The 13,316-nt window shown below is 37.9% G+C and carries 10 protein-coding genes; 4 read left to right on the plus strand and 6 right to left on the minus strand.

Annotated elements, in window-relative coordinates; genetic code table 11:
• Positions 1-8: 8 nt before the first annotated feature.
• The 6 genes from DDF69_RS04725 to DDF69_RS04750 all read right to left on the minus strand — a co-directional run bounded on the left by DDF69_RS04725 (position 9) and on the right by DDF69_RS04750 (position 8,167).
• The gene (locus DDF69_RS04725) at positions 9-1,286 is read right to left on the minus strand and encodes a DUF6080 domain-containing protein (protein WP_228411922.1); all 1,278 of its coding nucleotides are present in this window, start codon (positions 1,284-1,286) and stop codon (positions 9-11) included.
• Positions 1,287-1,360: 74 nt separating this feature from the next.
• Positions 1,361-2,224, minus strand: a complete 864-nt coding sequence (locus DDF69_RS04730; RefSeq protein WP_114819753.1) for a T9SS type A sorting domain-containing protein — start codon at positions 2,222-2,224, stop codon at positions 1,361-1,363.
• 86 nt (positions 2,225-2,310) lie between these two features.
• A complete protein-coding gene (locus DDF69_RS04735) occupies positions 2,311-3,852 on the minus strand; it encodes a protein adenylyltransferase SelO (RefSeq protein WP_114819754.1) in 1,542 nt (513 codons plus the stop codon).
• 75 nt (positions 3,853-3,927) lie between these two features.
• Complete coding sequence (locus DDF69_RS04740; RefSeq protein WP_114819755.1) at positions 3,928-6,306, minus strand: transglycosylase domain-containing protein; 2,379 nt, start codon at positions 6,304-6,306, stop codon at positions 3,928-3,930.
• A 6-nt stretch (positions 6,307-6,312) separates the two neighbouring features.
• Positions 6,313-6,777: a gliding motility lipoprotein GldH gene (locus tag DDF69_RS04745; RefSeq protein ID WP_114819756.1), complete on the minus strand. Its 465-nt coding sequence runs from the start codon at positions 6,775-6,777 to the stop codon at positions 6,313-6,315.
• Positions 6,770-8,167, minus strand: a complete 1,398-nt coding sequence (locus DDF69_RS04750; protein WP_114819757.1) for a stage 0 sporulation family protein — start codon at positions 8,165-8,167, stop codon at positions 6,770-6,772. Before DDF69_RS04750 ends, DDF69_RS04745 begins: the two co-directional genes overlap by 8 nt.
• A 465-nt stretch (positions 8,168-8,632) precedes the next feature.
• Here DDF69_RS04750 and DDF69_RS04755 point away from each other — a divergent pair, with 465 nt between their 5' ends.
• The 4 genes from DDF69_RS04755 to DDF69_RS04770 all read left to right on the plus strand — a co-directional run bounded on the left by DDF69_RS04755 (position 8,633) and on the right by DDF69_RS04770 (position 13,171).
• On the plus strand, positions 8,633-9,871 hold the full coding sequence (locus DDF69_RS04755; protein WP_114819758.1) for an OmpP1/FadL family transporter: 1,239 nt from the start codon (positions 8,633-8,635) through the stop codon (positions 9,869-9,871).
• 12 nt (positions 9,872-9,883) lie between these two features.
• Positions 9,884-11,443 carry a G-D-S-L family lipolytic protein gene (locus DDF69_RS04760; protein WP_114819759.1) on the plus strand — a complete coding sequence of 520 codons (1,560 nt, stop codon included), beginning with the start codon at positions 9,884-9,886 and terminating at the stop codon, positions 11,441-11,443.
• Positions 11,444-11,528: 85 nt separating this feature from the next.
• On the plus strand, positions 11,529-12,467 hold the full coding sequence (locus DDF69_RS04765) for a ribose-phosphate pyrophosphokinase (RefSeq protein ID WP_114819760.1): 939 nt from the start codon (positions 11,529-11,531) through the stop codon (positions 12,465-12,467).
• Between the two features lie 56 nt (positions 12,468-12,523).
• The gene (locus DDF69_RS04770) at positions 12,524-13,171 is read left to right on the plus strand and encodes a 50S ribosomal protein L25/general stress protein Ctc (RefSeq protein ID WP_114819761.1); all 648 of its coding nucleotides are present in this window, start codon (positions 12,524-12,526) and stop codon (positions 13,169-13,171) included.
• Positions 13,172-13,316 lie beyond the last annotated feature (145 nt).

A 13,316-nucleotide genomic window follows, 5' to 3' on the forward strand; every position in this document is an offset into this window, starting at 1 on the left:
AGCTTTTTTTATTGATAATATTTTTCCATAAACCAAAAGAATTCTGTCATTCTAAAGATATTATTGATCAGCAGATAAGTAAATAATATGGCCACAATGAATGTTAAAAATGACATCATTTTCGGTGATGATCTGTACGCAAAAAAGAGCCATCCTACAAGCAAAGGGTAGGCAAAAACAAAATGTCCTCCATAGATGTAGGAAGTATGAAGACCAAACCTCATCACGCAATGGATCATGATGTCAACTAAAAAAGAAATTACGATTACCTGAACCCATTTATTTTTAAAGTTTTTAAAATAACTCCAACTTATCAGGATTAATAATATTGCTACGAAAAAGTAAGGAATGGCAGAGGAATAAAGGTCCATATAAAGTCCTTTGAAATTGAATCCTTTCATATTATGCTTGTCTGACATGATGAATCCGGGAAAAAGAATATTGCCTCCAAAGAAGAAGGAAAGAATCATATCCCATGTCGGCATCGATTCTACATTGGAAAACTTTTCATATTGCTGATTGGTTTTTGAAAAGATATTCTGATATTTAAAATCAATTCTGTTCAGATAAAGAAGTACAAAACAGATAACAGCTATTGCTACTCTTAGAACTGCATTTCCGAATTTCTTCCAGTTGGTAAAAATACCTTTTTCAAAAATAAGAGGAATGAAAACTTTTACAAAGTTGGTAATAGTAAGCCCTCCGATAGTAATCCCTGCCAATGATAAGGCGGTTGCTGGTATTTTCTCTTCTTTCCTCAGTTTGATTGCCGCATAGTAGTTGTATAGCGATAGTAATAATAAGGTATAGGTAAAGTTCTCCGGCGTAAAAGACAAGATGATATTAGTGGAAAAAGCCCCAAAGAATAGGATGATTAAAAGGCTTAACCATACAGGTAGCTGAATGATATTCTTTATATATTTAAATACCTGAATAATGTTCAATGTAATGATAATATTACTGAGCCATGCCAGGGTAAGCCTGAAATTAGCGTCCATTTTTCCTCCTGAAATAAATAATGAAAATTCTCTTACCCAGTTAAAAAAATAGTAGGATAGAGGGTGTCTTTCAAAGCTGCCTCCGGTCATAAGGATTGATTTGTTATCGAAACTGAAGTAAGCATCCCATGGAATCCTGCTGTCAAAAATAATCCTGTAATGAAGGGCAATATAAGATCCCAGAATTCCATAGCAGGCAATGAAAAACAGGAATACTGCCAGCTCAGTATATGTAGATGGGAAAACTAGTTTAAGAAAATTGATAAATTTTGTTTTGATAAAAGACACGGGTCAAATTTTTTGCAAAAGTAAAATAAAAAAACCACCAAAATTGGTGGTTGTACAAGTTTGTATAAACGTTGTTATTGTTTGATGACTTTTTCTGTTTTGGAAGTTCCGTCTGAAAAGTCTACTTTTAATAAATAGGTTCCTTTGGGAAGGGAAGAGATATCTGTAGTTTCAGAATTGTTTGTACTTATAGTTTTACCTGAGATATCAATTACAGATGTTGTTTTGATTTTTTTATCTGTTTTAATGCTGACTGTGCCTTTTGTAGGATTCGGATAAACTGAAAGGTTATCCGCTTTTGTTTTTGAAATTTCAGCTGTACCAAGAGTTCCGTTAGCGATAACCTGTACATCATCAATAGAAACCGCATCTGCATCATTGGCAACATACTGGAACCGTATTTTTACGTTAGCCTGCCCTACATATGCAGCAAGACTTTTCTGTACAGTAACCGTATTATAAAAATCCGTATCAATATTACCATCACCGTCATCGGTAAAACCAGGTTCGCTGTCTTCATTCCAGAGAGTGGTCCAGCTGGTTCCTCCGTCTGTGGAAATTTGTGCCAGCAGGTTTCCCTGATTAAGACTTATCATATATCCCCAGCCAACTTTTACTTTGAAGCTAAAGGTAGGGCTTGTAGCTCCAACCAGAGTGAAGGTTGGGCTTACAAGATTTGCGGTATTGGCTCCGGATATCCAGTCAATCGTAGCTGAATTGTTTCCAGCGATAGTAAATCTTGTTTTTAATTCAATTGAAGAAGCGGAACTGCCGGAAAAAACATTGCCTGTTAAGTCCCATGCTCTGGATGCATTGGTGTTTGATTTTGTCCATCCTGCAGGAGGGAATGTTGCTCCTTCAAAATTTTCCGAAAGTAAAGTCTGCGCATTCCCCAATATAGAAGAGGCTAAGAACATGAATAGTAATTTTGTTTTCATTTGATTTACGTTTAAAGTTGTAAGTAAATGTAATGAAAAAATGAAAATAATTACTTGTTTTTTAATTATTTATAAATATTTGTTAATTATGAGCTGCATGAAAGAGTGGAGCATCCGGCTGTATCATCGTATCCGGCCGGTCTTTTTACACAGAACTCAGGATACATTTCCTGATATGGATTTTCTAGAGCTTTAGTGAGTTTTTCCAGCATCTCTTTTTTGCCATTGCTGATCTCTTCAATACATTCATAGAGAAGATAATTTCGGAGGATAAATGCTGGATTTGTTTTTTCCATCATGGCTAAAGAGTCTTCTCCCGAAATAGAGTTTAAAGCTTTTCTCGCTTCATAGCTTTTGATGAAACTATTTAGCTTTTCCAGCTTTTCTTCATTCAGAATAATATAAGAGACATCTTTAAAATGTTCTGATATATTTGTGCTTTGGTTTATTTTTTTCAGTTGATTGAAAAACAAGGTGTAATCCAACTGAAGTTCCTGCATAAGACCCTGCCAGTTGGTGAAAAACTCTTCATCTTCTTTTCTCAGCTGATCAAAACCGAACTTTTTACAGAGCATCTGGTCGTGAGCTTCCCAAAAATAAGTTCCGAAATTATTTAAAGTATCTTCTAAAAATTTTTCATCTTTGATTAATGGATGAAGAGCATTGGCCAGCTGCCAAAGATTCCATTGAGCGATCTGTCCCTGTTTCCCGAAAGCATATCTTCTTCCCGGAAGGTCTGTTGTGTTGGGTGTAAAATTCAAATCATATTCGTCCATCATGGAATAGGGGCCGTAATCAATCGTTAATCCGAGAACGGACATGTTGTCTGTATTCATTACTCCGTGTACAAAGCCTACTCTGAACCATTCAACCATCAAGTCGGCAGTCCGGGTACATATATTTTCAAAGAAGTCTCTGTATTTTTTGTCGTCAGTTGATGTAATTTCCGGATAGTAGTTTTCAATGGTAAAGTCGGCAAGATCCTGAAGATTGTCATATTCTCTTTGAGCCGACATGAGTTCAAAATGTCCGAAACGCAGAAAACTTTCAGCAGTTCTGATGACCACTGCCCCTTTTTCAAGTTGTGGATTACCGTTGTACATAATGTCTCGCATTACGTCTTCACCTGTCAAAGCCAGGCTAAGCGCTCTTGTCGTGGGGATCCCTAAATGATACATGGCTTCACTCATCAGATATTCGCGTACAGAAGACCTTAATACGGCTCTTCCGTCAGCATGTCTGGAGTAGGGAGTTGCTCCGGCTCCTTTCCATTGAATCTCGGTCTTTTTTCCTGCTTCATTGGTAATTTCACCGGCAAGGATGGCTCTTCCGTCTCCAAGTTGTCCTGCCCAGTTTCCAAACTGATGTCCTGCATAAGCCGTGGCATAGGTTCGAACGTTTTCCGGAAGGTTATTTCCCACCAGAAAGTCCAGGTCTTTGTCATCATATTTTCCCAAGCCTGTTTCCTCTGATAATGCTTCGTTAAAAGCTATCAGTTCAGGTTTATCAAAGCCTGCAGGTTTAATGGTGGCAAATAAAACCTTTGGAGTGTTTCTCTGCATAGGGTTGTTTGAAAAATCACCGGGAAAAGTTTCAATAAATGGCTGTCTGATGCGTTCGATATTCATCCTTCAAAGGTATTAATTATAAAAGAAAAGACCTTCCAAATTATTGAAAGGTCTTGTGTATTTCTAAAAGAGAATTTATTTATTGAAATCTACTTCATCATTAGAATGAAGATTTTCATTGATGTTGTCCTCTTTCTTTTCTGTTGGTTTTTTTGGAGTAGGATCTACAGGTCTTGGATTTTTGATTTCGTCAATGGTCTGAAGGCTTCCGTCATCTCCATATCCGCCGCTTAATCCTTTAAGGTTTGAACATCCGTCTTTCCAGTCTGAAGGTTTTACAAACTTGTCATCAGGAGTTACTCCCAAACTCTTGTCTGCCCATACTTTCTTCATGAAAATTGCCCAGATCGGTAGTGCCATTCTCGCACCCTGACCTTCACCCGTTCCAAAGAAGTGGGTGGCTCTGTCTTCCCATCCAACCCATGCTCCGGTTGCCAGTTTTGGTGTAATTCCCATAAACCATCCATCAGAGTTGTTCTGAGTTGTTCCTGTTTTAGCAGCAATTTCTACTGCTTTTGAGATTCCTCTTCTTCCCAATTCTCCGGAAGCAGTTCCGTATTGTGCAACACCTTTCATCAATTCAATCATGGTGTAGGCATACATTGGGTTCATGACTTCTTTCGGCTCTACGTTTACTTCCTTGATAACTCTACCATTGGCATCTTCAATTCTCCAGATCATCTCTGGTTTGTTGTAGTTTCCATAGTTGGCGAAAGTACTGTATGCACCTAACATTTCGTAAATCGTAATGTCTGATGAACCTAATGCGATGGTATTGTTTCTAGGAATGTCTTCTGTTACCCCCAGATCTCTTGCTGTCTGGATTACAGCGTCTACTCCTGTCATTTCGATAAGTCTTGCAGCAACAGGGTTTTGAGAGTGTGCCAATGCATCTTTTAAAGTAAGCATTCCACCTCTTCCCGGTACATGCCATCCGTTATGATCATAAGTTCCGTTAGAAACGGCGGAACAAGGTGTCATTCCCAGTTTCATAATAGCAGTAGCATATACGAATGGTTTGAATGTAGATCCTACCTGTCTCTTACCTTGCTTGATGTGGTCATATTGGAAATGCTGCCAGTCGATACCACCTACCCAGGCTTTGATTTCTCCGGTTCCCGGAACCATAGACATCAAACCTGCCTGTGCAATTTGTTTATGGTATCTGATAGAATCCCATGGAGACATTTCCACCTCTTCTTCTCCTGCCCATGTGAATCGCGAAGTTTTAATAGGTTTTTTGAACTCCATCATGATAGAATCCTCTGGCATTCCATCTGCTTTCAGCAATTTGTAACGGCCGGTTCTTTTCATTGCCTGAACCATTACATCCTTGATTTGTTTATCATTAAGATAGTAGAAAGGTCTGTTCTTTCTTCCTCTCTGTTCAGCATCAAATCTCTTCTGAAGATCTGTTAAGTGTTCTTTGATTGACTCTTCAGCATATTTCTGCATTTTAGAATCAAGAGTAACATATATTTTTAAACCGTCCTTGTATAGGTTTAGTTTTTTACCGGTTTCTTTTTCATGAGCTTCAAGATATTTATCAATCTCTTTTCTCAGATAAAACTTGTAATAAGCAGAATATCCATCCGTGATGCTTTTGATAGGGTGGAAGTCTACTTCAATCGGAGTACTGGCTGCTTTTTCATAAGTTGCAGCATCAATATATCCGGTTTTCTGCATTTGATCCAATACGACATTCCTTCTTTCTTTAGCCTTTTCAGGGTATCTGTAAGGATTGTTTTTTCTTGGGTTTTCAAGCATTGCTACAAATGTTGCAGCTTCTGGTAATGTAAGCTCAGAAGTCTTTTTGTTAAAGTAAACTCTGGAAGCCATTTCAATACCATTAGCATTGAAAAGGAAGTCGAACTTGTTGAAATAAAGAGTGATAATTTCTTCTTTGGTGTATCTTTTCTCAAGACTTACTGCCACTACCCATTCTTTCAGTTTCTGGAACGCTCTCTGAACTTTATTCTGAGAAGCATTTCCTGTGAAAAGAAGTTTGGCCAGCTGCTGGGTAATGGTAGAACCTCCACCACGTCCACCACCATAGGCTACGGCTCTGGCAACGGAATATAAATCGATTCCTGAGTGTTCTTTAAAACGCTCATCTTCTTTAGCCTGTAGAGCATAAATAAGATAAGGAGGAAGGTCTTTATAAACAATTGGCTGAGTCTTTTCTTTTTCGAATTTACCCAAAGTTACTCCGTCTGAAGATATGATCTCAGAAGCAACAAAGATATCCGGGTTTTCAAGTTCTTTTACATCAGGCATTTCCCCAAGGAATCCTTGAGAAACCGAAAAGAAAAGTCCTGAAATTCCCAGAACTACCGCAATGAGTCCGATCCAAATAAACGAAACCCATTTTCTCCAGGAGGTATCTTTCTTTTTCTTGGGAGGCAGAGGAAATGTTTTCCCCTTATTTCCTGCATTTTTTTTGTTTTCTTCCATTTATGGTTACGGTTTAGCCGTTTCTATTTTTACCCCAATATCCTCAATTCCCGGAAGGTTGTCATTTCTCATCGCCTGGATAAGACCGATTTCATATTTTCCTTTTCCCGGAAACTGGTAATTTACTTTATATTGAAACAAAGTTTCCTTCGTATCACCAAACCCTGTACCAAGCCACTCTCCGTTGGGTTTTGCCAGTACATAATTCAAGGTATCTGTTTCCTTTTTTTTGTTCTGGAGATTGGTGAAATTCACTATAAACCTTATATTGCTGTAAGGATAATTGTTGTTATTTCTTACAACAAATATAATATTTTTAGGATTCTGCGGATCTGAAACTTCAAGATTAAATTTTTGTTCACTTTTCTTATTCCATTTGTTATCAACGGAATTCATGATGACATCTCCTCCTGAGGAAGAGTTGCAGCTAAAGAAAAGGATAAGTGAAAGTAATCCTAAAATTTTATGCATTGTTATCTTTTTTTGGAGGATATTTCTTTTTGAATTTCTTCTTGTTTGGATTGTTGCTCTGTGGTTTTTTATCAGTCTCAGAATTATTCACTGCTTTTTCCACAGGCGCTTTTTGCTGTGGGTGCTGTTTTTGAGGTCTTGGCTGATTGGCGGATTGAGCATTTGGGTTTTCGTTTTTTTCAGATCTTTCCGATTTATCTTGTCTTTCCGGTCTGTTTCTTTTTTGTCCCTGCCCGTGCCCTTGTCCTTGTTGTTGGTTGTTCTGCTTGTTTTGGTTATTTCTGTTTCTGTTTCCTCTGTTTTTCTTCTCAAAACGATCCACATTGTTTTCCTGGATCAGGTCTATTGTGTGAGAAGAAGTTTCCGGCTGTTTCAAATCTTCAAGAGGAAGTGTTTTTTCTCCTCTTTTGTTTTTTGAAATCAACTTTTTAACAAGGTCAATATCGAAATCATACCATGCAATTGAACTGTCTACATAAGCAAACCACATTTTCTTTTTGAAAACGTCAATTTTTATGCAGAATGCTTTTCCCTTTTCTGTTTCCAAAGTAGTTGAAGAAGAAGGGAAGTTGCTTAATGCATCCAGGTAACTGTCAAGCTCATAGTTAAGGCAGCATTTAAGCTTACCGCATTGCCCTGCCAGTTTCTGAGGATTGATACTCAGCTGTTGATATCTTGCAACATTGGTGTTTACAGATCTGAAATCTGTAAGCCATGTAGAACAGCAAAGTTCACGTCCGCAAGACCCGATTCCTCCTACTTTGGCTGCTTCCTGTCTGAAACCGATTTGTTTCATGTCGATTTTAGTACGGAATGCTCCGGCATAATCTTTAATCAACTGTCTGAAATCTACTCTGTTGTCAGCTGTGTAATAAAAGGTTATTTTTGAAGAATCACCCTGGTATTCCACATCGGTAACTTTCATTTCAAGGCCTAATCTTTGTGCAATTTTTCTTGCTTCAAGCTTTACGCCGTCTTCTTTTTTTCTTGCTTCCTGCCATACCTCAAGATCTTTTTGGTTGGCCTGTCTGTATATTTTGAGTGCCGATTCTTCAGAAAACTTTTTCTTTTTCATCTGAATCTTTACTAATTCTCCCGTAAGGCTTACTACGCCTACATCGTGTCCCGGACTTGATTCTACTGTAATTACGCTACCTATATGTAAAGGAATATTATTTACATTCTTATAAAACGATTTTCTGTCATTTTTAAATCTAACTTCTACAAAATCACACCTGTTTGGTGCCGGATTGTTGATGTTAGAAAGCCAGTCAAAAACACTTAATTTATAACTATTCCCGCAGGTATTTACATTTTCACAGCCATTTGCGGTTTTTTTAGGGCCGCAAGAATGTGCAGAATCGCCGGATGTTTTACATCCACAACTCATATTTTCTATTATTTATAATCTGCAAATTTATGTATTTTTATCTTTATGCAATTCTAAAATACTCAAATAACCTGAATTCGGGATAAAACATTTTCAGGTTTTGAGTAAGAATGAACCTTAAAAAGTGGATAAGACCTGTTGTAATGCCATAAAAGACGGTATTTTTTTAAATGGAGTGTTTGTATTCCATCCCTGTTTACTTTAACATTTATTATTATTTTACTCTCCAGAGACTGCTTTTTAATGGCTTATTGTTTGGTATTAAACATTTGTTTAAAATTAAACATGGTTTAATATCCTTTCTGATTATGTTTTTAAACCATTAATAATGATTGTTTTGTATTTTATTTACCTTCAGGTATTATTTTAAACATAGTTTTCTTTTGGTATATTGTTTAAAATATTGGGAAATATTAACAGACGTATTCAAAATAATTTTATATTTGGCTTATATAATAATAGTCTATGAAAAAAATATTAGTATCAACTGCTTTATTGGCGGGAGTTCTATCTTACGCAGGAGGCTTCAGAGTTTCCCTGCAGGGGGTAAAACAATTGGCAATGGCGCATACTAGTGCTCATGCCGAAGACGCGAGTGTGACATTTTTTAACCCGGCGGGTATGTCATTTATCCCTTCCAAACTGAGTGTAGTGGCAGGAGGATTTGCAGCAAGTAACAAGGTTACTTTTCAAAACTTCAATACTTTACAAAGTACAGAGACAGATAACCCTGTAGGAACTCCTTTCTATGCCGCGATTACTTATAGACCGATAGAAAAGCTTACCGTGGGTCTAAGTGTAACAACGCCTTTTGGAAGTACAATTAAGTGGCCGAATGACTGGGAAGGTAAAGAAATGGTTCAGAAATTAGAACTGAAAAGTTTCTACTTCCAGCCAATGGTTTCTGTAAAACTAGCTCCATGGGTATCTTTTGGTGCCAGCTATATCTATGCAAAAGGAGTTGTAGACTGGGATAAAGCAGTAACACAATTTGGAGGGCAGGTAAATATCAATGATAAAAAAGCTAGCGGACACGGATATGGTTTCGGTTTCTACTTCAGACCTGATCCGAAATTAGATGTAAGTATTGCTTACCGTTCAGCAATAGATATGAAAGCTAAAAATGGTACAGCTACTTTCCAATTCCCTTCTCAATCTATCTATAATCAGTTGAAACTAAATGCTGCCGGACAGGATGGGTTCTCTGCAACACTTCCGTTGGTGGAAGAATACACCATTGGTTTAACTTATAAAGTGACACCGAAATGGCAGGTTTCTGCAGACTTTAACTATCATGGATGGGAAAGATACAGCAAACTTACTTTAGATTTCGAGAATGCTCCTATTGGAAACAATCCATCGGATCCTACTATTCTTACAAATCCTAAGAACTTCAAAAACTCCAAAACCTTCAGATTGGGAACTCAATATGCATTTACCAATATGATCTATGGCCGTTTGGGAGCTTATTATGACGAAGCGCCATATACTACAAATAACTTTATTCCGGAAACACCTTCATATGACACTTATGTGGTAACAGGAGGGATAGGTATCAAGCTGAAACAATTCGGAGTGGATATTGCCGGAGGATATGCAATGCCTCAATACAGAAATGTAGATAATGCTAACTTAGGTTTCTACGGACAGTCGAAAGCAACAGCATTCTACTTAGGTCTAGGTTTATCTTATAATCCATTTTAATTTTAGAAGACTATGAAAAAAATTATAATATCGACAATTGCAGTTTCTGCACTTCTTTTTACAGTAAGCTGTAATACGGATTTCGATACGGATGTGAAAGATATCCAGGTAACAAAAGGTGACGCAGATTTTACGAAATATATTTCACTGGGAAATTCACTTACTTCGGGATATCGTGACGGAGCTTTGTACAGCAGCGGTCAAAATGAATCTTACCCCAATATGATTGCAGGACAAATGAAACTTGCAGGTGGAGGAGATTTTAAACTGCCATTGATGCCTAATGATGTAGGTGGATTTAACAATCTTCCGGGATTTCCTGGGAAATTGAACCTTCAGGTAGTTAACGGATCTCTGTCTCCGGTGCCGAGTGCTCCGGCAGCAGCACTGGATGTTCTGTCTGGTGGAGGTACTTATAATAATATGGGTGTGCCTGGTGCAAAATCATTCCATCTGGTAGCTCCAGGATATGGTAGCCAGGCAGGTCTTCTAACCGGTACGGCTAATCCTTATTTTGTAAGATTTGCTTCTTCTGCTACGACAAGTGTATTGGCTGATGCTATGGCTCAGAAAGCTACATTTTTCTCTCTTTGGATAGGGAATAATGATGTACTGTCTTATGCTACCAACGGAGGAACAAACTCTCAGACTGTAGGAGGTGTTACAACTTATACAGCAGCTACAGTTCAGACAGGAAATACAAATCCTACCACTTATAAATCAAATGATATTTCCGATCCTGCGCTTGTTGCCGGGTCTATCAAGGCAGTTTTAGATGGTCTTAAAAGTGTAGGAACAACAAAAGGAGTTATTGCTAATATTCCTTCTGTTACTTCAGTTCCTTTCTTTACGACGGTGCCTTATAACCCTTTGACACCTGCTCTTTTAGGTTCAAATCTGACAACTCTTAATACAAGTTTGTACGGTCCTTTAAAGCAGGCACTTACTGCTTTTGGAGCTGGGGATAGAATTAATTTACTTTCTGCAACAGGTCCAAACCCTGTTTTAATTAAGGATGTTGCTTTGACAGATTTATCTGCACAGCTTACAGTTGCTTTAACTCCGGCTTTAGGAGCGCCAACAGCTGCTGCTTTTGGACAAATCTTTGGCCAGGCAAGACAGGCTACGGCAGATGATTATATTTTGCTTACGACGAGTTCTGTAATTGGAAGTACTGCAGCAGGTGTTCCTGCTCCGGTAAATATTTACGGAATTTCTTATCCATTACAAAACCAGCATGTATTAACAAAAACAGAAGCTGGCTATGTGAAAACAGCAACAACTGCCTATAATGCTTCTATCAAATCACTTGCTGATTCCTATGGATTGGCTTTTGTAGACGCAGCTGCTAAAATGTTGGAACTGAACGGACAATCCGGTATTTCATTTGACGGAGTAAAATATACTGCGAAATTTGTAACAGGAGGAGCTTTCTCTTTGGATGGAGTTCACCTTACAGGACGTGGATACGGTATCGTTGCTAATGAATTTATCAAGTCTATCAATGCTAAATATAGATCTACACTTCCGCAGGTAGACCCGAACAAATATTCAGGAGTTAAATTCCCTTAATAATTGATAAAATAAAAACTTAGAAACCACAAGAGTAAATCTTGTGGTTTTTTTTTAAATTTGCAAAATCTTTTAAAAAGTAAAAATGGCCGATCAGTTAAGTTATCTATTTTGTACAAGAACCAGCAGGGACTTGGCAGAGAAAATTGCCCAGAATTATGGGAAAGAATTAGGAAAAATCAACTTTCAGGAGTTCAGCGACGGGGAATTTGAACCTGTTTTGGACGAATCTGTAAGAGGAGGAAGAGTTTTCCTGATTGGATCTACATTCCCTCCTGCAGACAATCTTTTGGAGCTTCTTCTAATGATTGATGCAGCAAAAAGAGCTTCTGCAAAGAGCATCACCGTAGTAATTCCTTACTTCGGACTTGCCAGACAGGACAGAAAAGACAAACCAAGAGCACCGATCGGTGCTAAACTCGTTGCGAACCTTCTTACAGCAGCAGGAGCAACAAGAGTGATGACGATGGACCTTCACGCGGATCAGATCCAGGGATTCTTCGAAATTCCGGTAGATCATCTGTATGCTTCCAGTATTTTTGTAGATTATATCAGATCTTTAGATCTTGATAATCTTACCATTGCTTCACCAGATATGGGAGGGGCAAAAAGAGCGAAAAACTATGCCGGTCACTTAGGCGCTGAAGTAGTAATTGCTTACAAGGAAAGAAAAAAAGCAAACGTTGTAGAAGAAATGTTCCTTATCGGGGATGTAACAGGTAAGAATGTGATCCTTATTGATGATATGATTGATACTGCAGGTACACTTTGTAAAGCTGCAGATATCTTAATTGAAAAAGGAGCAAAAACAGTAAGAGCTATGGCTACTCACGGAGTGCTTTCTGGAAAGGCTTACGAGAATATTGAGAACTCAAAACTCCTGGAAGTTATTGTAACTGACTCAATTCCTGTTAAAAATAATTTGTCATCTAAAATAAAAGTGCTATCTTGCGCCCCGTTATTTGCGGACGTTATGACCATGGTACATGAGCATAAATCAATTAGCAGCAAGTTTGTTATTTAATTGATTTTAAGCAAATTACAAATTAAAATTAGAACAATTTTTTAAATTTTTTATAAATGAAATCTATTACAATTCAAGGTACAAAAAGAGAAAGCGTGGGCAAAAAGTCTACAAAAGCTTTACGTGATGCTGAATTAGTTCCTTGTGTTGTTTATGGAGGTGAAGCACCTTTGAACTTCTCTGCTGAAGAGAGAGCTTTCAAAGGATTAGTATACACTCCTGAAGCACACACGGTATCTATTGAAGTTGACGGAAAAACAATTCCAGCTGTTCTTCAGGATATTCAGTTTCACCCGATTACTGACAAAATTCTTCACATCGACTTCTATCAGTTATCTGACGATAAGCCAGTGATCATGGAGGTTCCTGTAAGAATTACCGGACGTTCTAAAGGTGTTGTAGCTGGTGGTGTTTTACGTCAGTCTTTCAGAAAGCTAAAAGTAAAAGCTATTCCTGCTAACCTACCTGACGAAATCGTTGTAGATGTTACTCCATTAAGAATTGGTAACAAACTTTACATCGGTGGTATCAAAACAGAAGGATATTCTTTCATGCACCCGGACAACGCAGTAGTAGTTGCTGTTAAGATGTCTAGAAATGCAATGAAAGGTGGTGCAGCTGCAATGGATGATGATGATGAGGAAGAAGTTGCAACTGAAGAAGGTGCAGCTCCTGAAGCAGCAGCTGAAACTGCAGCAGAATAAGAATTGCTTATTTAAACAATATAAGAACCCGTCAGTTTTGGCGGGTTTTTTATTTGATAGCCTGTCTCAGCTGAAAGAACTGAGCAACTTAAAGGTTGCTTTCAATTTCATCTTTTCGCTTTATTGTCTTTCTTCACCTTACACT

This window comes from Chryseobacterium sp. KLBC 52 (assembly GCF_003347605.1).
Lineage (GTDB): Bacteria > Bacteroidota > Bacteroidia > Flavobacteriales > Weeksellaceae > Chryseobacterium.